This is a genomic window from Sideroxydans sp. CL21 (assembly GCF_902459525.1).
Taxonomy (GTDB): Bacteria; Pseudomonadota; Gammaproteobacteria; order Burkholderiales; family Gallionellaceae; genus Sideroxyarcus.
This window is the reverse complement of sequence record NZ_LR699166.1, coordinates 3,215,275-3,235,985: the sequence shown is the minus strand read 5'-3', so window position 1 is coordinate 3,235,985 and position 20,711 is coordinate 3,215,275. Positions and strand designations below refer to the sequence as shown.

General features: G+C 57.8%; 15 protein-coding genes and 1 tRNA gene. 15 read left to right on the top strand and 1 reads right to left on the bottom strand.

Features of this window, described 5'->3' with window-relative positions; all coding sequences use genetic code 11:
• Positions 1 to 424 precede the first annotated feature (424 nt).
• The 4 genes from QOY30_RS15375 to QOY30_RS15360 all read left to right on the top strand — a co-directional run bounded on the left by QOY30_RS15375 (position 425) and on the right by QOY30_RS15360 (position 3,301).
• Positions 425 to 514: transfer RNA gene (locus QOY30_RS15375), tRNA-Ser, on the top strand.
• A gap of 509 nt (positions 515 to 1,023) precedes the next feature.
• Entirely contained in the window at positions 1,024 to 2,202 is a 1,179-nt protein-coding gene (locus QOY30_RS15370) for a radical SAM/SPASM domain-containing protein (RefSeq protein ID WP_283745497.1), read from the top strand.
• 177 nt (positions 2,203 to 2,379) lie between these two features.
• Positions 2,380 to 2,652 carry a hypothetical protein gene (locus tag QOY30_RS15365; RefSeq protein ID WP_283745496.1) on the top strand — a complete coding sequence of 91 codons (273 nt, stop codon included), beginning with the start codon at positions 2,380 to 2,382 and terminating at the stop codon, positions 2,650 to 2,652.
• A gap of 376 nt (positions 2,653 to 3,028) precedes the next feature.
• Positions 3,029 to 3,301: a hypothetical protein gene (locus QOY30_RS15360; protein WP_283745495.1), complete on the top strand. Its 273-nt coding sequence runs from the start codon at positions 3,029 to 3,031 to the stop codon at positions 3,299 to 3,301.
• A 33-nt stretch (positions 3,302 to 3,334) separates the two neighbouring features.
• On the opposite strand, the gene QOY30_RS15355 is transcribed toward QOY30_RS15360, so the two are convergent.
• Entirely contained in the window at positions 3,335 to 3,751 is a 417-nt protein-coding gene (locus tag QOY30_RS15355; RefSeq protein ID WP_283745494.1) for a cytochrome C, read from the bottom strand.
• 307 nt (positions 3,752 to 4,058) lie between these two features.
• Here QOY30_RS15355 and dnaE point away from each other — a divergent pair, with 307 nt between their 5' ends.
• From dnaE to QOY30_RS15300, 11 genes are all read left to right on the top strand, one after another.
• Entirely contained in the window at positions 4,059 to 7,652 is a 3,594-nt protein-coding gene (gene dnaE / locus QOY30_RS15350; RefSeq protein ID WP_283745493.1) for a DNA polymerase III subunit alpha, read from the top strand.
• Between the two features lie 218 nt (positions 7,653 to 7,870).
• A complete protein-coding gene (locus tag QOY30_RS15345) occupies positions 7,871 to 8,584 on the top strand; it encodes a Crp/Fnr family transcriptional regulator (RefSeq protein WP_283745492.1) in 714 nt (237 codons plus the stop codon).
• 49 nt (positions 8,585 to 8,633) lie between these two features.
• Positions 8,634 to 12,299 carry a PAS domain S-box protein gene (locus tag QOY30_RS15340; protein WP_283745491.1) on the top strand — a complete coding sequence of 1,222 codons (3,666 nt, stop codon included), beginning with the start codon at positions 8,634 to 8,636 and terminating at the stop codon, positions 12,297 to 12,299.
• 186 nt (positions 12,300 to 12,485) lie between these two features.
• Complete coding sequence (locus tag QOY30_RS15335; protein ID WP_283745490.1) at positions 12,486 to 13,106, top strand: LPP20 family lipoprotein; 621 nt, start codon at positions 12,486 to 12,488, stop codon at positions 13,104 to 13,106.
• A gap of 215 nt (positions 13,107 to 13,321) precedes the next feature.
• The gene (locus tag QOY30_RS15330) at positions 13,322 to 13,708 is read left to right on the top strand and encodes a hypothetical protein (protein ID WP_283745489.1); all 387 of its coding nucleotides are present in this window, start codon (positions 13,322 to 13,324) and stop codon (positions 13,706 to 13,708) included.
• Positions 13,690 to 15,327 (top strand): hydrogenase 4 subunit B, encoded by a 1,638-nt coding sequence (gene hyfB, locus QOY30_RS15325; protein WP_283745488.1) that lies wholly within the window; start codon positions 13,690 to 13,692, stop codon positions 15,325 to 15,327. The genes QOY30_RS15330 and hyfB overlap by 19 nt, the downstream gene beginning before the upstream one ends.
• On the top strand, positions 15,327 to 16,286 hold the full coding sequence (locus QOY30_RS15320; RefSeq protein WP_283745487.1) for a respiratory chain complex I subunit 1 family protein: 960 nt from the start codon (positions 15,327 to 15,329) through the stop codon (positions 16,284 to 16,286). Before hyfB ends, QOY30_RS15320 begins: the two co-directional genes overlap by 1 nt.
• A 1-nt stretch (position 16,287) precedes the next feature.
• Positions 16,288 to 16,950: a formate hydrogenlyase gene (locus QOY30_RS15315; protein WP_283745486.1), complete on the top strand. Its 663-nt coding sequence runs from the start codon at positions 16,288 to 16,290 to the stop codon at positions 16,948 to 16,950.
• Positions 16,943 to 18,400, top strand: a complete 1,458-nt coding sequence (locus tag QOY30_RS15310; RefSeq protein WP_283745485.1) for a hydrogenase 4 subunit F — start codon at positions 16,943 to 16,945, stop codon at positions 18,398 to 18,400. The genes QOY30_RS15315 and QOY30_RS15310 overlap by 8 nt, the downstream gene beginning before the upstream one ends.
• A gap of 6 nt (positions 18,401 to 18,406) precedes the next feature.
• A complete protein-coding gene (locus QOY30_RS15305; protein WP_283745484.1) occupies positions 18,407 to 19,966 on the top strand; it encodes a hydrogenase large subunit in 1,560 nt (519 codons plus the stop codon).
• A 10-nt stretch (positions 19,967 to 19,976) separates the two neighbouring features.
• Positions 19,977 to 20,489, top strand: a complete 513-nt coding sequence (locus QOY30_RS15300; protein ID WP_283745483.1) for an NADH-quinone oxidoreductase subunit B family protein — start codon at positions 19,977 to 19,979, stop codon at positions 20,487 to 20,489.
• The last annotated feature ends 222 nt before the right edge of the window (positions 20,490 to 20,711 follow it).

The following is a 20,711-nucleotide window of genomic DNA, read 5'->3' as shown; positions in this document are numbered from 1 at the left end:
GTTTTGCGGGATGGGATGCAAGGAAAACGACAACGCGAATGGTTATTCCATTCGCTAGGAGTTTGACGACGCAAACCGCCCGCAAAACCGTGTGCCCGAAGGGTTGCCAACAAAAATGGGCGCTCGCGGCGTTGCGCTCCTTGGCATCGTAGTAACACTGCCGCCATGACACGGTGCGTGAAGCGGTGAGTGCGGGAGTGGCGGCATGCGACTGCTCCCGCAAACGGCTGGCTTTGCCAGTAACGTGTCGCAGGCGCTACCGGCGTCGCGCGCCTTGCGATCATCCCATTTTTGTTAGCAACGCGGTTCATGGTGGACTCAATTGGAGGTTCCCCAACATTCTGCCCGAAAATCAAATGTTGCTGGTAAAATGCGCGCCCTCGCGATGCCAAGCATTATCGGCGCAGGTTGCGGGGTAGTATCCGGAGAGGTGGCAGAGTGGTCGAATGTACCTGACTCGAAATCAGGCGTAGGTGTGAGCCTACCGAGGGTTCGAATCCCTCCCTCTCCGCCAATATATGTCATACGCACAAGGCATTGTGCATCTGTCTCGCAAAGGCCCGCCACACGCGGGTCTTTGTTTTTTCAAGGTACACTTAGCGTTAGTCCCAAGTGTATTTTTACCCCACTGTCAGAGCCTTTGAATGAGCACTCAAATCCAGCCCATAAAATACGGACTCGATAGCCTCAAGACGGTCACGGAATAGATCGCAAAGTTCGCTGCGAACCCGTTCTCCACGTCACTCCATCGCCTTGGCATTTTTCGAAGAATACAAAAGCTGCAGGGAGCAGATTTAAGACAACACGTCGATTAAATTAACGGTAACTCCCCCTTGCGGTTCTGGATGACCTTTCGTCTTTCTTTCAAGGAAAAGTTCTATTGGTGTTTTGTTTTAATTGACGAGGATCAAAGTTAAATGGATTACTTTGGGTAAAGTGGCCCAATCAGTAATGCAATTCAACACTCATTCTATTTTCTGAGCTGAATTACGGCGACTGTTCCATCCATCTCAAAGATAAAGAATGAACATGACCGCCCGCACCATTTCCCTGTCTCCTGCGACAACACAGTTACACATGACCGATGCTGAACATCCCATCGTTGGTGGTCGCGTCGAGCTGCAACTTCTCACCACGCTCAAGTGCAATCTGAAATGCAGCTACTGTTCAATGAGCGTGGGTGAAGTGCTGGGCTCGCAAACCGAGCTGAAATACGGCATCGAACAACTCGCCGCCTTCATTGAACGGAACCTCGGCGGCAAGGAAATCTATGTCACATTCTATGGTGGCGAACCAACGCTCAACCGGGAGATGATGGAAACGGTGATGCGCCGTTTCCCGTCCTTCCGCTACCAGTTGCAGACAAACGGTACGCTTCTGGATAACTTGCCTGACTGGATGCTGCACAAGTTGTCCAATGTTCTTGTCTCTGTCGATGGCGGGGAGCAAACCACGGACGGTTACCGGGGCAGGGGTGTCTGGCGTCAAGTGCACAAAAACGTGAACCATGTGCGTGACCGGCTGGGTGGCAGTGTCACCGCACGCGTGACTTGGGGGAGCTCCGATACCAGCTTCGGGGAACTCGACGATCTCGCGGAATCGTTCGATTACTTGTATTGGCAGTTCGTCGCCGACGAACAATATTTCGGCGATTCGCTGGACAAGCGCAAAGCAGTACTGATTCAGCTTATCGACAAATTCTTTCTTCGCACGGACAAGCTTTACCCATTGATCCCGATCATGGGCATCGTGCGCAACAAGGTGTTGCCGAATCGCGCCAAGGAGCTCTACGCCGGACAAACACAGTGCCGCGTCTCGACGCACATCATCAACGTCATGCCGGACGGCAAGATATTTCCCTGTCCCGACATGACATACGTGCCGAGTATGCAGATGGGTGAGATACAGGGTAACTGGCTTAACAAAAGCCCGTTGCAATTGCATCCCGATATGCCATGCGCCGCCTGCGAAGCCTATTCTTGGTGTCGAGGTAACTGCATGAAGAATCTCTACTTGGGGTACGTGAAGAAGGACGAACGCTACCGTATCAATGTAGTCGAGCCGATTTGTGAATTGGTCCGTTTTATGGGGCGCGAGATCGACAGACATGATCCCCATGCATGGTTCGCCGAGGCTGCTCTGCCGGTGAGAAAGGAACTGATCGATGCGGAGATTTACGAGTACGTTGAGATCATGCCATAAAGATGCGCGGGGGCGGCAGTCTCCTTAAGATTGATTCCACTTCTCAATCAATAGTGAATTGGTGGCATCCCCTCTCCCGCATGCGGTAGAACGGAGTAAAATCAACCTTCACAAAGAAACAGCATGGCCAGCATGAGCCGTTCTGACCAAATGCAGCATTTACCATTTTAATTGCCCATGTTTTCACTGCCATCCATTTGGAATCTGATTATCTCCACTATCGTGTTTTCAATAGCGGCCAAATACATCCGCAACCATCTGCATGATCGTGGAATTCCGGAAGGTAGAAAGCGTAACTTGTGGGTGCTGGGGCTTGCCTCATTACTATCCTGGGGAGCAGGAGATGCGGCAGATTGGACAAAAGAAAAAATGGAAGGACAGCAACCGGTTACGCAAGCTTCGGTTGGGCCATCGCAATCGATGAAGGCTGCGGACCAAATCCCCAAGTGAACTGATGATCGTGTAGTACCCCCTTGCTTCCGGCTAAACTACCCGACAATAACCTTCAACTCATTTTGTAAACCGCTTTTCTCGGGGATTGAAAGCGTGACATGCGTGACGGCATATTTGCCGTGCTTTGAGTCAATGAATCAAGCGAGATGGCAGCAAGCATAATCAAGGGCGGCGAAATCGGCTGGAGGATGAGCCAAATGCCTCGCGGAACTTATTGCCGGGCTGGAATAAAGCCGATCTTGATATAGGGAAACGCCGAACAAACCACCTCTCTTTTGGAAGAGGGGAAAGCAGACTTGATCAGCGCTTCCTTGGTTTTAGTATGTGCACCGGTTATATGCGGTAAAGTAATACTCGTTGAGGAGGTTATTGCATGGCTGGATCGAACGGCAAGGATGCGGCAGCCTGGAATGAAGGCCTGGAACGCCGCACAAACCTGCATTTGCGCGACTTGTTCGAAAACGCCTACCGGGTTGCCTATCCTTTGCTTGATTCCGGCCAAGCCCTCAGCAATGCCGGATCGGCGCATTTTCTGAGAGTTGTTCTGCACGATTCATTTCCGGATCTTCATCCGCAAGACATCGCCATTCTGTCTGTCTCAATCGAGCGCGTTTTCAGGGAGCGGAGCAAGACAGCGAGTCAATAAGCGCATTGTTCGGCACAACCGCGTGTTTTTCGATCATTCGCCGAGTACAACCCTGCCATGGCAGGCCGAGCAGTTGGAGCGGCTTTTCACTTCGGGATTGACCCATTCCTTTTCGTTGATTACGTGATGTTCATGCTTGAACCACGGCGTATCGCTAATGCGCAAGCTGGCTGCACTATACCTTTCACCGCTGCCGGCATTCTGTTCCAGAAAAGCGAGAATTTTCTTGTTGTCTTTGGCGTCGAGTGTTGCATTTGTTCCGAAGTGCTTATCCAGGCCGCCCATCAGGCTTCGCCAGTTGTCTGCCGACAGCAGCTGCGGAGGGTAGGGGGTATGGCAGCTGCCGCACTCTTCTTTCCATTTGGGATTGTTGGGAGCCGTCAACCTGCCGGCCTCCGCGTGCGCCAGATTCATTCCAAACACCAGCAATAGTGCTGCTACCCGCTTCATGCTTGTTCTCCTTGAGTAACGATTGATTTAAAGGCCGTTGATTCTATCGCCGTGCATTCTACCCCCAAGCCGAACTTATCTTCCAGGTCTCCCCGCTCTTTTTATTGCATGCTGCTTACAGGATATGCACCACAAACCATTGTTCATCGGGAGTCTCGATAAAATGCGCGTCCTGCTTGCATGTCGGGCCGCAATGCCAATGAATACGCCAATGCAGGGCATTTCATGTTATGCGTTGCCGGTTATTTCCGTCGGTAAAACGCAGCTGCGGTGGTAAAATCGGCGCCTGAAATTTTAGCCGCCGACCATGCACCCTTCCTTCGTTCACCTTCGTCTGCATAGCGAATATTCCATCGCCGACGGGATCGTGCGCATTGGCGAAGCGGTAGCGGCAGCGAAGGCAGACAGCATGCCGGCGTTAGCGCTTACCGACTTGTCCAACGTGTTCGGGTTGGTGAAGTTTTACAAGGAAACGCGCGGCGCGGGCATCAAACCCATCGTTGGCTGCGACGTGTTCGTGACCAATGACGCAGTGCGCGATCAGCCATACCGTTTGTTGCTGTTGTGCCAATCCCATGCGGGTTATCTGCGCTTGTGCGAACTGCTCACGCAGGCTTATCTGGAGAATCAGTATCGCGGCCGTCCCGAGATACGCAAGGAGTGGCTCCGCGCCGGAACGGATGGATTGATCGCCTTGTCCGGTGCGCACTTGGGCGAAGTCGGGGCGACGCTGATGAACGGCAATGCGGCGAGTGCGAAAGTCGTCGCGCAGGAATATGCGGGGCTGTTCCCCAACCGTTTCTATCTGGAAGTTCAGCGCTATGGTGCGCCGCGCGAAGAGGTGCATCTGCGCGATACGGTGAAGCTGGCCGCAGAACTCGGGCTGCCGGTAGTGGCCACTCACCCTGTGCAGTTCATGACCGTTGACGATTTCAAGGCGCACGAGGCGCGCGTATGCATCGCCGAAGGCTATGTGCTGAACGACAAGCGCCGAGTGAAGCAATTTACCGCGCAGCAATATTTCAAGACGCAGGCCGAGATGGCGAAGCTGTTCGCCGACCTGCCGGAGGCTTTGCAGAACAGCGTGGAGATCGCCAAACGCTGCAACCTCACGCTGAAACTGGGCAAGCCGCACCTGCCGGATTTTCCCACGCCCAACGGCGAGACGCTGGACGACTTCCTGCGCAGCGAATCGCAGCGCGGACTGCAGGAGCGCATGCTGCATCTGTATCCCGATGCGGTGCAGCGCGCGGCCAAAATGCCGGAGTATCAGGCGCGCCTGGAATTCGAGGTCAACACCATCATCAACATGAAGTTCCCCGGCTACTTCCTGATCGTGGCCGACTTCATCCGCTGGGCAAAATCCTTCCGCGACGAGAAGTTTCCCAACGGTGTGCCGGTGGGGCCGGGGCGCGGTTCCGGCGCGGGCTCGCTGGTGGCGTATTCGCTGGGCATCACTGATCTCGACCCGCTGCGCTACGAACTGCTGTTCGAGCGTTTCCTCAATCCCGAACGCGTCTCCATGCCCGACTTCGACGTGGACTTCTGCCAGGATGGGCGCGAGCGTGTGATCGAATATGTGCGCCACAAGTACGGCGTGCAGAACGTGTCGCAGATCGCCACCTTCGGCACCATGGCTTCCAAGGGCGTTATTCGCGATGTCGGTCGCGTACTGGATTTTCCTTATGGTTTGTGCGACAGACTCTCCAAGCTGGTGCCGGTAGAAGGCGTGAAGCCGGTGTCGCTGAGAAAGGCGCGCGAGATGGAACCGGAGTTTAATGCCGTCATCGCCAGTGAAGAGGGTGTGGAAGAATTGATGGAGCTGGGCGAGCGTCTGGAAGACCTGACGCGCAACGTCGGCATGCACGCGGGCGGTGTTTTGATCGCTCCGGGCAAGCTCACCGACTTTTGTCCGCTGTATTGCGCCGAGGGCAGCGAAAGCACGGTAAGCCAGTACGACAAGGATGATGTGGAGTCCGTCGGCTTGGTCAAGTTCGACTTTCTGGGCTTGCGCACGCTGACGATTATTGATTGGGCGGTGCGATACATCAAAGGGCTCGGGATACAGGATCCTGGATACAGGATACAGGGGGAGGGTAGCGGCGCGCAGGGGGCAGCGGGTTCTACTGTATCCCGTATCCAGGATCCTGAATCCTTTGCAATTGAAAACATTCCCCTCGACGACAAGGAAACCTACGACCGCATTTTCAAGACAGCGAACACCACCGCCGTGTTCCAGTTCGAATCGCGCGGTATGAAGGACACGCTGGTAAAGGCGAAGCCGGACTGCCTGGAAGACCTCATTGCTTTGAACGCCCTGTACCGGCCGGGCCCGATGGATTTCATTCCCGATTACATCAACTGTAAACACGGTCGCCAGCAGGTGATTCTTCCGCATCCTCTGCTGGAGAAGGTGGTCGGCAATACTTACGGCATCATGGTCTACCAGGAACAGGTGATGCAGTCGGCGCAGGTGGTGGCGGGTTACACGCTGGGCGGTGCGGACATGCTGCGCCGCGCGATGGGCAAGAAAAAGGCCGAGGAGATGGCCGAGCAGCGCAGCATTTTCGTTGCGGGTGCGGGGAAAAACGGTATCGAAGAAAAAAAGGCGAACGAGATCTTCGACACGATGGAGAAGTTCGCGGGGTACGGCTTCAACAAATCGCACGCCGCAGCTTATTCGCTCGTGGCGTACCAGACCGCATATCTTAAATGCCACTACCCTGCCGCGTTCATGGCGTCGACCATGACCTCGGAAATGGTGAACACCGACAAAGTCAGTTTCTTCTACCAGGATACGGTACAGCAGGGGCTGACCATCCTGGCGCCGGACATCAATTCCTCGTGCTTCCGTTTCCAGCCGGTGGATGCGAAGACCATCGCCTATGGATTGGGCGCAGTAAAAGGCACGGGCGAGGCTGCGGTGGAGAACATCGTGGCAGCGCGCAAGGCAGGGCCGTTCAGAGATTTGTTCGATTTTTGCCACCGCGTGGACAAACGCATCGTGAACCGCCGCTCCATTGAGGCGCTGATCAGGGCCGGCGCGTTCGACAAGATCAACGATCATCGCTATCAACTGATTGCATCGCTGGATGCGGCACTGGGCAGCGCGGAACAGAAAGCGCGTGCGGCGAACCAGAACAGCCTGTTCGGCGACGACGAGGCGCACGCCATGCCGGTACGGATGGCGGATGTGCCGCGCTGGAAGATGCGCGAGCAATTGGCGCAGGAAAAGACCGCGCTGGGGTTTTACCTGAGCGGGCACCCGTACCAGGAGTTTGCGGAAGAGTTGTCCAACTTTGTAAAAATCAAATTGGCTGATATCACGCCGGACATCGTTGCACCCGCAAGCGGGAACGGCGGTTATGGCAATGGTGGCGGCGGACGTCGCAATAACGCGAAATCGCTGGTACTGGCAGGCATGGTCAGCGGTGTGCGCATCCTGCAGACGCGCCGCGGCAAAATGGCGGTGGTGACGCTGGACGATGGCAGTGCACAACTTGAAGTGACGGTGTTTAACGAACTCTATGACATGAACCGTGTCTGGATGCGCGACGACGAGCTGCTGGTGGTGAGTGGCAAGGCGAATCTGGACGATTACTCGGGCAATATGCGCGTTACGGCAGAAGAGCTGTTCCCATTTGCCGAGGCGCGCGCGACCTTCGCCAAACGGCTGGACATCACCTGCTCAATCGACGACAAAGTGCGCGTTCCGCAACTGGCTGAACTGCTCAAGCCCTATTGCGGCGGAAAATGTCCGGTACAGATCAACTATCGCAACCTGATCGGCAGCGCTCCTCTGCGGCTCGGTGATCCATGGCAGGTCACCTTGCCGGATGAATTGCTCGACGGATTGCGTGCGATGTGTGGTGCGCAGAACGTGCAGGTCGTCTACGCATAACCCTGTTTTTTGCTCTGTTAATGCCTGATATCTCCATTAGTGTGTGCTACCGTACAGACTGTTTCAGGCCTACCTTGTTACTCTTGTGGCCCGATGGGTTTGTGGGAGTTCGCGTTTCTCCATAAGAGGTCGTTTCTCCACCAAGAGGTTTAGGGGTCAGCTGAAACAATGCGTCGTTGAGCGCAGAGGCGCGAGTCAAATAATAAACAGGGACTCTGATGTCGCACCACCATAACCCCAACCAGAATCGTCTGCTGGCCGCGTTGCGTCCGGACGAACTTCAGGAATTGCTTCCGCATATGCAGGTCGTCCACCTCAAGGCTGGCGAGCAGATTGCCAGGTCGGGCGAACGGCTGAGCAATGTGTACTTTCCGATCGATAGCGCGATAGCGCTGTTCTACCGGCTGGAAAGCGGAGAGTCGGCGGGTGTTGCCGTTGTCGGGAACGAGGGTATGTTCAGCGTCGCCGAAGTTTTGGGCGGCGCGGCAATGCCATATTGGGCGACCGTGGAAACTTCCGGGCATGTGTTTCAGGTAACGTCGGACACACTGAGCGAGATGAATGGGCGCATGGCAAGTTTGCGCGATACTTTGCTGCTTTATGCGCAAGCCTCGCTGACCCAGATATCGCAGACGGTGGTCTGTGAAAAGCACCACTCTCTGACTCAGCAGCTGTGCCAGCATTTGCTGCTGATCAACGACAAGTCGCTTTCCGACGATTTCCGGCTCACGCATGAGGCGATCGCCAACATGCTGGGTGTGCGCCGGGAGAGCATTACCGAGGCGGCAGGCGAATTGCGCGATCAGGGATTGATCGACTACAACCGGGGCCACATCAAGGTATTGAACCGTCCCCGGCTGGAAAAGATGTGTTGCGAATGTTACGCCGTGGTGCGGGACGAGTTCACGCGACTATTGGGTGGAATGCGATAGCGTTCCCGTGCTGCGAAACAACGCTTTGCCGGGCGGGCTGTACATAACAATGAACACACAACAACGATTGATCGACATTGCCACACGCGACGTCACCTGCCTTCCGGTCGATTCCAACCTCGGCGAAGCTGCGCTCCTCATGGCGCGGCGCCGTTTCTCTTCCGTCGTGGTGACCGACAAGGACGCACATCCGGTGGGTATCGTCACCGAGCGCAACATCCTGCACGCCATGCGTGCTTCCTCTCCGCTTGAAACTCCGTTGCGTACCAGCATGTCTGCGCCGGTCGTTGTCGTCCCCTGCACGATGGACTGCCTGGATGCTTATCAGGTCTGCCTGCGCGAAGGGATACGTCATCTGGTGCTGGTGGGTGACGACGGTGCGGTTGCCGGCGTGGTCAACGAAACGGATTTTCGCCTGCACCTGAATCTTAGCGCGCTGGCAGGGCGGCGGCAGCTCATCTCGGTTGCGCAACGCGCCGTTCCGAGCCTGCCGCCCCACAGCAGCCTGATGCAGGGACTCAATCTGATGCAGGCAGTGCGCGCGAGCTGCGTGGTGGTAGTCGAAAACGAGAGGCCGGTTGGCATCGTTACCGAAAGGGATGTGGTGCGTTTCTATGCGAGCGAGCCGGAGCGGCTCGCCGTCCGGCTCGCGGACGTGATGACATCGCCGGTGCTGACGATCTCCAGCGATGCCACCATCAACCATGCCGCCGAGCAGATGCTGGAAAAGAAAGTGCGGCACCTGGCGTTGGTCGACGACACGGGCCGCATGGTCGGCCTGGCCGACGAGCACGACCTGACCCGGACCATGGCGTCCGGGCTGCTGGACGAAAAGCTCCAGGTGGACGAAATGTTTCTGCGGACTTTCGTCGATACCATCCCCGACATGGTCTGGCTGAAAGATATCGACGGTGTCTATCTCGCATGCAACCGCCGATTCCAGCTCCTGTACGGTGCGGAAGAGAAAGACATCGTCGGCAAGTCCGACCGGGATTTCGTGGACCAGGATACCGCCGAAGCCTTTCGCAAAAACGACCTGAAGGCGATGCAGGAGGACCGGACGATCTTCAACGAAGAATGGCTGACCTTCGCGGCTGATGGATATCGCGGATTGTTCGAGACCATCAAGACGCCGATGCGTGACAGTCAGGGACAGTTGATCGGGGTGCTGGGCGTATCGCGCGACATCACCCGCCGCAAACAGACCGCGCAGCAACTGGATAACTATCGGCAACGCCTGGAAGGACTGGTCGTGGAAGAATCGACCAAGTTCCGCGCACTGGTGGAACAATCGCTGGTCGGCATCTACATCATTCAGGACGGGTTTTTCCGCTATGCCAACCCCGGCTTGCTCGATATGTTCGGCTACGACTCGGCGGATGAACTTGTGGATGTGATTCCCGCCATTCAGTTCGTCAAGGCCGAGGACAGGGCGCTGGTCGAGACGAACCTCCGGCGCCGCCTCGATGGCGAGGTGGCTGCAATGCGGTACAGCTTTACCGCGTACAAGCGCAATGGCACCGCGATGGTCGTGGATGCACATGGACGCCGTATCGAATATCAGGGACGGCCTGCCGTCATCGGGACGCTGGTGGACATCACCGAGATGCGGCGCAGCAAGGAAGAGCTCAGGCGCTTGGTGGAGGAAAAGTCGGCCAAATTGCACCAGAGCGAAGAACTGCTGCGCACGCTGATCGAGGCGATTCCCGATCCCATCCAGTTCAAGGATGGTGAGGGACGCTGGCTGGAATCCAATCGTTCCGCTCGCCATGCGTTCGGCCTGGAAGGGCTGGACTGGCAAGGCAAGACTGATCGGGAGCTTGCGGAGACCGCCGACCCGAATTTCGGGGAGGTGCTGCTTCATTGCCATGAGACAGACGAAAATGCCTGGCACAAGGACGATGTCCTGCGCATTGAAGAGACCATCCCGCAGCCGGATGGCGATGAGCTGACATTCGATGTCATCAAAAAGCCCCTGTTCCATCAGGCAGGCGGGCGCAAGGGGCTGGTCATCATCGGGCGCGATATCACCGAACTGAAACGGGCCGAGGCGGGATTGCGCATCACCGCGAGCGTGTTCGATAACAGCCGGGAGGCGATTGTCATCACCGATGCGGAAAATTTCATCGTGAATGTCAATCCGGCATTCACGCACATCACCGGCTACGATCGCCAAGAGGTGCTGGGTCGAAACCCGAGGATACTGAGTTCCGGCCACCAGGACAGTGCGTTCTATACCGACATGTGGACATCGTTGAAAGACAAGAGCGCATGGCGCGGCGAGATATGGAACCGGCGCAAGAACGGCGAGATCTATGCCGAACTGCTTTCCATTTCGGTCATCCGGGACGATGCTGGCAAGGTACAACGCCATGTGGCGGTGTTTTCCGACATCACCTATTTCAAGGCGCATGAGGCCGAGCTGAGCCGCGTCGCCAATTACGACGCGCTCACCGGGATTCCCAACCGTCGCTTGCTTGTGGATCGTCTGGGGCAGTCTATTGCTCATGCACGGCGCAGCGGCAGGATGCTGGCCATCTGCTACATCGATCTAGACGGTTTCAAGGTCGTCAACGATCATCACGGTCACGAGACCGGGGACCGGCTGTTGGTGGATATCACGCGGCGGCTGCAGGAGATCTTGCGCGAGGGCGATACCCTGGCGCGCCTCGGCGGGGATGAATTCGTGGTGTTGTTCAACGAGCTGTCCCAGGAGTCCGAGTGCTTCCAGGTGCTGGACCGGATCACGCAGACGATCGCGATCCCCATACAAATCGGCGGGATCCAGGTCGCCGTGTCGGCCAGCATCGGCGTCACCTTTTACCCCGCCGACGATGAAGATGGCGATACCCTGCTGCGCCATGCCGATCAGGCCATGTACATCGCCAAACAGAGCGGCAAGAACCGTTACCATCTCTATGATGCCGTTTACGACCAGCGCATGCGTCTGCTGCGTGAAAACAGTCAGCGTATTTCGTACGGTCTGGGGGCGGGTGAATTCGAGCTGTATTACCAGCCCATACTGGAGTTGGCTAGCAGCAAGGTAACGGGCGTGGAAGCGCTAATCCGCTGGAATCACCCGGATCGGGGGGTATTGCATCCGGCGGCGTTCCTGCCTGGCATCGAGAATTCCGAGATTGGGATCAAACTGGGCGATTGGGTGATGGAAACCGCACTGGCGCAAATCCAGGCCTGGGGGCAGGCCGGAGTGAATTTGAAAGTCAGCATCAACATCTCCGCAGGTCATTTGCATTCCCCGGATTTTGTCGGCAAACTGCAACGCAAGCTGCGGCAGTATCCGGAATTGCCGCACGGCAGACTGCAGATCGAAGTGCCGGAAACGGCTGCATTGGAAGACATCGGCCAGTCCGCCGAAATTTTCGAAGCCTGCCGCAAACTGGGCGTCAGCTTTGCCCTGGATGACTTCGGCACAGGCTATTCCTCGCTGGCCTATCTGCGCAAACTCGGTGCCGAGATGCTAAAAATTGATCAGGCTTTCATACAGGGCATGACCAGGAATGACGGTGACAGAGTCCTCGTGCAAGGCGTGATCGCGCTGGCAAAGGCATTCAGTCGGCTGACCGTCGCCAAAGGTTTGGAGGATCCGCAACTGGTGGGAGTGCTCGCTGAAATGGGTTGCGGGTATGCGCAGGGCTATGGCCTCGCCTCGCCGATGCCCGCAAATGAATTTTTTGCCTGGTACGGAAATCGTTAAGCCGCGCGCCTTTTTCAACCATCTTTCTAAATTTCACATAATATCTGTCAAGATTCTTGCCAGGTTCAACGAAAAACGGGGCAACAACCTGTCACGGTTTCGAACTGACTAAAGGCCGCCCCGGCATGTTGTCATTGAATCTTTGCACGGCTTGAATTTGCCAATTCAGATCAGGAGTGTCCTCAAATGTCCAAAATCACCAAAGCGTTGTTCGTGATTGTGATCGGGCTGGGCTTCGCCGCATGTTCCACACCACCCGCCAAAGTGGAAAAAATGCCCGTGTGCATGTTTCCCGATTCCGACGACGCGGCTCCTCTGTGGGTGTGCGGCGCTCCTGTTGAAGGTATGGCAACCGGGGCGGTTGGCTCGGCAGCCAGATCGGATGCGGGTACTGCCTTCATGAAACAAATCGCCGCGAATGACGCGCGTGTCGAACTCGCGCAGAAGTTGAAAGTGCAGGCGCAAAACATGGTCGAACAATATGCCGAAGCAAGCGGTGCCGGAAGCAAGGAAATGATTGGGCGCGTGTGTGCTTCGGTCGCCAGGCAGATCACCGATCAAACGCTGTATGGTTCCCGGATATTCAAAAGCATCGTGGCGACTGACGGGGAGATGTTCGTGCTGGTGGGCTTGGATGAAGCGGGAATTCAGAACGTCGTCGAAACTGCAATCAAGGCCGGCATGAGCAATGATCAGGCTATCTGGAAGCAATTCAAGACCAAAAAGAATCTGGATGAGCTGGCTGCAGAAATTGCAAAACAGAAAACAGGAAATGCTTCAACGGACGCGGGCTCCGGACTACACTGACCGGGGCGCGAGCAATGATGCGTGCAGTTTGTGACAACCCGAAACCGGGCCGGCCAATCGAGGTGTGCGCCGATCTTGATAGCCCCTGCGGGTTACACAGTTGGGGTGAATGGTCCGAAACAGTGATTCGTTTCTTGAACAGCCTCCAAGCGCAGGAGTAGAATCGCACGCCTGCAAGCTGCGCATTCAATCGAGGGGTGTACAAGTAATACCAGATGGACGCCGTTGGAATATTGCCTCTAGATGTAATTGGCTGGCTGGTCCAGTTCTGGATAGCTCTCGGAGTGGCAGGGCTTGCATTGCAACGCACGCCGCGGTTGATCAATCGCGTAATCTTTCCGCTCAGCGCGCTGACATCGCTGCTGATGGCGCTTACGGGGCTGTGGGCCCTGGCCGCGGCACCCAACATCATGGTGCTGCCGCTGGGCCTGCCCGATCTTCCATTTCATCTCCGCCTTGATCCGCTGTCTGCCTTCTTCCTGATCCTGCTGGGCGGCGCATCCATGGGCGTGTCCCTTTATAGCGCGGGTTATTTCAAAACCATGGCGGGGGCACACTCGGTCTGGTATGCCTGGAGTATCACTTGTTCCTCGTCGGCATGACGCTGGTGCTGCTGGCGGACGATGCCTATATGTTCATGGTGGCGTGGGAAACCATGGCGCTGTCTTCCTATTTCCTGGTCACCACCGATCACAATATTCCCGAAATCCGCAAGGCGGGCTATCTCTATCTGCTGATCGCGCATGTCGGGGCGATTGCGATCCTGCTCAGCTTCGGTGTGATGCAGGGAGGGAACGGCATCGCTGCCTACACTTTCGATGCGATGCGCGCCGCGCACCTGAGTTCATTCTGGTCGTCGGTGGCATTCCTGCTGGCCCTGTTCGGTTTCGGTGCGAAAGCCGGTGTCGTGCCGCTGCATGTGTGGCTGCCCGAGGCACACCCCGCCGCGCCGTCGCCGGTATCCGCGCTGATGAGCGGCGTGATGCTCAAGACGGCGATCTACGGCATCCTGCGCGTCACCTTCGACTTGCTGGGCACACAGCTCTGGTGGTGGGGCGTGCTGGCCTTGGCGCTGGGTTTGATCACTGCAGTGTTCGGCGTGATGTTCGCCGCCGTGCAGGGCGACATGAAGCGGCTGCTTGCCTATTCCTCGATCGAGAACATCGGCCTGTTGCTGGTCGGCATCGGGTTGACCATCATTTTTCATGTTTACGGCAAGAACACCCTGGCAGCGCTGTCTCTCACCGCGACGCTGTATCACAGCCTGAACCATGCTTTTTTCAAGAGCCTGTTATTCATCGGCACTGGCGCTATTTTGCATGCCACCGGCGAGCGCAACATGGGACGGTTGGGGGGATTGATCCACCACATGCCCTGGGCGGCAGTGCTGATGCTGGTCGGCGTGCTGGCGATTGCCGGGTTGCCCCCGCTCAACGGCTTCGTGTCCGAATGGCTGCTGCTGCAGGCGTTTCTGCTGTCGCCGGGCTTGCCGAACAGTTACATCAACATGCTGGTGCCGGTGGCCGCGGCGGTGATCGCCCTTGCAGCCGCGCTGGCTGCGTATGTGATGGTGAAATTTTACGGCGTCATTTTCCTCGGCCAACCGCGCGAAAAAGCACTGGAACATGCGCATGACGCGGATTTGTGGGAACGCAGCGGGATGATCTGGCTGGCACTAGGCTGTGTGGTGTTGGGGCTCGCACCGGTGTTTGTGGTGCAACAGATTGATTTGGTCTCGCATGCGTTGATCGGCTCCGGTCTGGGCAATGCTGCCAACTGGGTATTCCTGGCGCCGGTGGATACCGAACGCGCGAGCTATAGTCCGTTGTATTTCCTGCTGGCCGTGCTCGGTGTGATGTTGCTGACCACCGTACTGGTGAGGCGTATGTATCACGGCCGGTTGCGCCGCAGTGCAGCCTGGGACTGCGGCTTCCCGGCGCAGACTGCGCGCATGCAGGACACCGCGGAAGGTTTCGGGCAACCGATCCGGCGCATCTTCGAACCGTTCTTCAAGATAGAGAGGGAAGTGCCGAGCCCGTTCGATACGCATCCCCGTTACCACGGGCAAACCGAAGACCGTCTGTGGTACATCCTGTATCTGCCGATCAAGCTGCTCACCGAAAAGCTCTCTTCCCTGGCTTCGCTATTGCAGCATGGGCGCATCCATTTGTACCTGGCCTATACCTTCGTCACGCTGGTCGTGCTGCTGGTGTTCGTGTGATGGAATTCCAGAACCTGATCTTCGCCATCCTGTTCCAGCTCGCGCAATTGCTGCTGGTGGTATTGCTTGCGCCGCTGCTGACCGGCTGGGTCAACCAATGTCAGGCGTGGCTGCAGAACCGTTCCGGTGCGGGCGTGCTGCAGCCGTATCGCGTGCTGCGCAAGCTGTTCCAGAAGGATGCGGTGATCGCGCACAATGCGTCGCCGTTGTTCCGCGTCACGCCCTACATCGTGTTCGGCTGCATGTGGCTGGCGGCCGCCATCATTCCGATCATCGCGGTGGACCTGCCGTTCTCGCAGGCCGCCGATGTGATTGCTCTGGTCGGGGTGTTCGCGGTGGCCAGGGTGTTCCTCGCGCTGGCCGCGATGGATATCGGCACGGCATTCGGCTCGCTCGGTGCCAGGCGCGAGATGCTGGTGTCCTTTCTTGCCGAGCCGGCCCTGCTGATGGTGTTCTTCACCGCATCGATGATCAGTCATTCCACCCAGTTGCCGCGCATCGTCGATGCGTTGGCGCATCATCATTTCATGTTGTATCCGAGTCTGGCCTTTGCGGCGCTGGCCTTCGTGATCGTGCTGCTCGCCGAGAATGCACGCATCCCGGTGGACAATCCCAGCACTCACCTGGAGCTGACCATGATCCATGAGGCGATGATCCTCGAATATTCGGCACGGCATCTGGCGCTGATCGAATGGGCAAGCAGCCTGAAATTGTTCGCTTACATCTCCATCGGCATCGCGTTGTTCCTGCCGCAGGGCATCATCGAGGTGGGCAACTGGGCGGGCTTGCCGCTGGCCATTGCTTTGCTGCTGCTGAAGTTGCTCGCGGCGGGTGCGGGGCTCGCCGTGTTTGAGGCTATATCGGCCAAGCTGCGCATCTTCCGCGCACCGGAGTTTCTGGGCACGGCGTTCCTGCTCGCCGTGCTGGGCCTGTTGATCCACTTCCTGCTCGGGGCCTGAGATGCAGATTCCGCTCACCCTCCAGTTCATCAACCTGCTGGCCGCGTTGCTGCTGCTGATCGCGTTCGCCATGCTTACACAGCGGCGCATTCTGTCGCTGATCAACCTGTTTGCGTTGCAGGGCTTCGTGCTGGCGCTCAGCACCTTTGTGGTGGCCTATTCCACTTCGCAGCACCATTTGTATTACTCGGCCGGACTCACCTTGTTGCTGAAAGTGCTGGTGCTGCCCTGGCTGCTGCATCGCCTGATCCGCAAACTGAATGTGCGCTGGGACGTAGAGACGATGATCAATATTCCCACCACCATGCTGGTGGGCATCGCGCTGGTGATCTTCTCCTTCAACCTGGCCGCACCGATCTCGCAATTGTCCGAGGGCATTACGCGCGGCCTGATTGGCATCGCGCTGGCCAGTGTGCTGCTGTCGCTGCTGATGATGCTGACGCGGCGCAAGGCAGTTTCCCAGGTGGTCGCCTTCCTGTCGCTGGAGAACGGTTTGTTCTTCGCCGCCACCAGCGCCACGCAAGGCATGCCGCTGGTGGTGGAACTGGGCATCGCGCTGGACGTGCTGGTGGCCACCTTCATCTTCGGTATCTTCTTCTTCCAGATCCGCGAGACGTTCGACAGCCTGGACATCACCCACATGGAGAAGCTCAAGGATGATTGACTCGCAACTCCTGGCGCTGCTGCTCATCCCGCTGTCGGGCGGCCTGTTGCTGGCCGTGTTCGGCTCGCGCAGCTGGGCAGCAGAGCTCAATTCGCTGATGAGCTTCGGCACTTTTGTCGCATCGGTGATCCTGACCATGCGCATCATCGATTCGGGGCCGCAGGTCGCCTTCGGCGAAGAGTTCTTTATCGACCAGTTCAATGTCTTCCTGGTCGCGCTGACGGCGTTCGTCGCCTTCACGACGTCGCTGTTCTCGCGGCCTTACATGCGCATCGAGCAGCATCACGGCAAGCTTTCCGTCGGCATGCTGCACTTGTACTACAGCATGTACCAGATGTTCACTTTCGCAATGCTGGTGGCGCTGACTACCAACAACATGGGCATCGTCTGGGTGGCGATGGAAGCGGCGACGCTGACCACGGTCCTGCTGGTCAGCCTGTATCGCACGCCGGCCAGCCTGGAAGCGGCGTGGAAATATTTCATCCTGTGCGGCGTGGGCATCGCGCTGGCGTTGTTCGGCACCATCCTGTTGTACTTCGCGGCCGAACGCCTGCTCGGCGAAGGCGGCACCGCGCTGCTGTGGACGCACCTGAACCAGGTCAAATCCGGGCTGGAGCCGACCGTGCTCAAACTGGCCTTCGTGTTTCTGCTGGTGGGTTACGGGACCAAGGTCGGCCTGGTGCCGTTGCACAGCTGGCTGCCCGACGCGCATGCGGAAGGCCCGACGCCGGTTTCTGCCGTGCTTTCCGGATTGCTGCTCAACGTCGCGCTGTGTGCGGTGGTGCGCAGCAAGGTGCTGGTGGACGGTTCGCTCGGGACGCATTTCGCCGGCAACCTGATGATGGGTTTCGGCCTGCTCTCGGTGGTGGTCGCTTCGCTCTCGCTGTTCCGGCAAAAAGACATCAAGCGCATGTTCGCCTATTCCTCCATCGAGCACATGGGCTTGATCACCTTTGCCTTCGGCATGGGCGGCCCGGTCGCGACCTTCGCTGGCTTGCTGCACATGACGGTGCACTCGCTGACCAAATCGGCGATCTTCTTCGCGGTCGGCCATGCGGTACAAAAGACCGGAACCCAGGTGATGGAGAATATCCGCGGCCTGCTGCAAGTCAGTCCGACAGTGGGATGGGGATTGGCCATCGGCACCTTTGCCATCCTCGGCATGCCGCCGTTCGGGGTGTTCGCCAGCGAGTTCCTCATCATCACTACTGCCATGCACGAGTATCCCTGGACCACCCCGATTTTGTTGATCGCGCTGGGCATCGCGTTTGCTGCCATCTTCGGCAAGATACAGCCCGTCGTGTTCGGCGAGACGACGGCGATTCGATTGCCCCATCCGCCCGCGCTCATTCCGGTGTTCGCGCATCTGCTGCTGGTGCTGATGCTCGGACTGTATATGCCGCCCTATCTGGCCGATTGGTATCGCCAGGCGGCCGCTCTGCTGGGGTAAACGACCATGCCGATCAAACATCCCAACCTGAAATTGAGCCGACTGAGCGACGCGCTGCCGGCCTGGACGGGCGATATTTCGCCGGACGATCTTCATGAAATTTGCCGGCAGGTGCATGACGGTGGCGGCAGGTTGGTGGCGCTATGGGGCAGCGATGCACGAAAAGCAGAGCGGGCCGATGGCGGCTTTATGCTGCATGTGGTGCTGATCAATGAGACCGGCATGGTCTGTCTGAACGTGCATCTGTCGGCCGAGCAATCCGTGTATCCGGACATCAGCCAGATATTCCCGGCGGCGAATCGCATGCAGCGAGCGACGTACGACCTGCTCGGCATCTATGCACAGGAAGGCCACGATCATCGCAAATGGTTGCGCCACGGCGCTTGGCACAGCGGCAGTTTCCCTCTGCGCAAGGATTTCGATGCCGCGGCGAGCCGCACCGAAGAGCCCGACGACTACGCCTTCGTGCGAGTGGAAGGGCAGGGCGTGCATGAGATACCGGTAGGCCCGGTGCATGCGGGCATCATCGAGCCGGGGCACTTCCGCTTCTCCATCATCGGCGAGCGCGTGCTACGCCTGGAAGAACGTCTCGGCTATGTGCACAAGGGCATCGAGAAACGCTTCGAGAGCATGAGCCTGCAGCAGGGCGCAAAGCTGGCGGGGCGCGTGAGCGGCGACAGCACCGTTGCCTATGCCTGGGCCTATGCGATGGCGGCGGAAAGCATTGCCGGCGTGACGCCGTCGGACCGCGCGCTGTGGCTGCGCGCATTGCTGCTGGAACGCGAACGTGTCGCCAATCATCTGGGCGATCTCGGCTATCTGGGCAACGATGTCGCGCTGTCGTTCGGTCTTTCCCAGTTCTGGATCCTCAAGGAGCAGGTGCTGCGCAACAACGCAACAGTGTTCGGCCATCGCTACCTGATGGACAAGATCGTGCCGGGCGGTGTCACGGTAAACCTCGATATCGAAGGCAAGCGCATCATCGAGCAGGAATGCGACTTGCTGGAGCAGCAGGTGCGGCTCCTGCGGGGCATATACGACGAGCATGCAGGCATGCAGGACCGGTTCATCGGCACCGGCAGGGTAGAGCCGAAACTGGCGGCCCAGCTCGGCCTGTGCGGGCTTGCCGGACGCGCCAGCGCCCAGGCCTGGGATGCACGCGTACAGTTTGCCTGCGCGCCGTATGACAAGCTGAATGTGCAGATGGCGACCTATCGCAACGGCGATGTCGCGGCGCGCGTCATCGTGCGCTTCGATGAACTGTTCGAGTCGTTGCGTTTGCAGGGCGAGATATTGGCCCAGCTGATCAATGAGGAAGAGAAACCGCCGCTGCTGGAAAAGCTGCCCGGCAATGGGTTTGGTATCGGCATGGTGGAAGGCTGGCGCGGGGAAGTGCTGGTGGCGATCCATACCGATGCCGGGGGGAACTTGGCGCGCGTGCATCCGCACGACCCTTCCTGGCAGAACTGGCCGTTGCTGGAACACGCGGTCATCGACAACATCGTGCCGGATTTTCCGCTCATCAATAAATCGTTCAACCTGAGCTACTCGGGGCAGGACCTGTAGGGGCGAGCAGATGTACCAGATACTCAAACAGATCATCAAGACGGGCATCAAGACCGAAACGCCGCCGCAAACGGACGAGGCGATGCGCCATGTCGAACAGCGTTTGCAGCAGGAGATCCTGGATGCCTTCGGCGGCGCGCTCGCGATCCGGCAAGTCGATGCCGGTTCGTGCAACGGCTGCGAGCTGGAGATCCACGCCGTCAGCAACGCCTATTACAACCTCGAAGGACTGGGCATCAGGTTCGTTGCCAGCCCGCGCCACGCCGACCTGCTCCTCGTCACCGGCCCGGTGTCGCGCCACATGGAGATCGCGCTGAAGCGCACTTACGACGCCACGCCGGAACCCAAGCTGGTGGTGGCGATCGGCGATTGCGCCTGCGACGGCGGCATATTCGGCGAGAGCTATGCCACCCGCGGCAAGATCTCCAACGTCATCCCCGTGGACGTGGTGGTAAGCGGATGCCCGCCCACGCCCACTGCCATCCTGCAAGGCATACTGACCGCCATCAGCGCGAAGAAATAATGCACTTCAATCTGTCGGCACAATGCTTATACAAAATTGGGCAAGCACATCGCCTTAATGGCATTAGCGCAGACTTAATCTGACAGACAGTGTCTGAACCTAACTTTCAAATATGCCCAAGAAGTGGTTCTGAACGGCGGCTTTGCGGCAGTGAATTGATATGGGTAGACTTCGGCAGTCGGTCAAAAGCTGACGCCCACTTGTTCGCACAGTAATATGCTT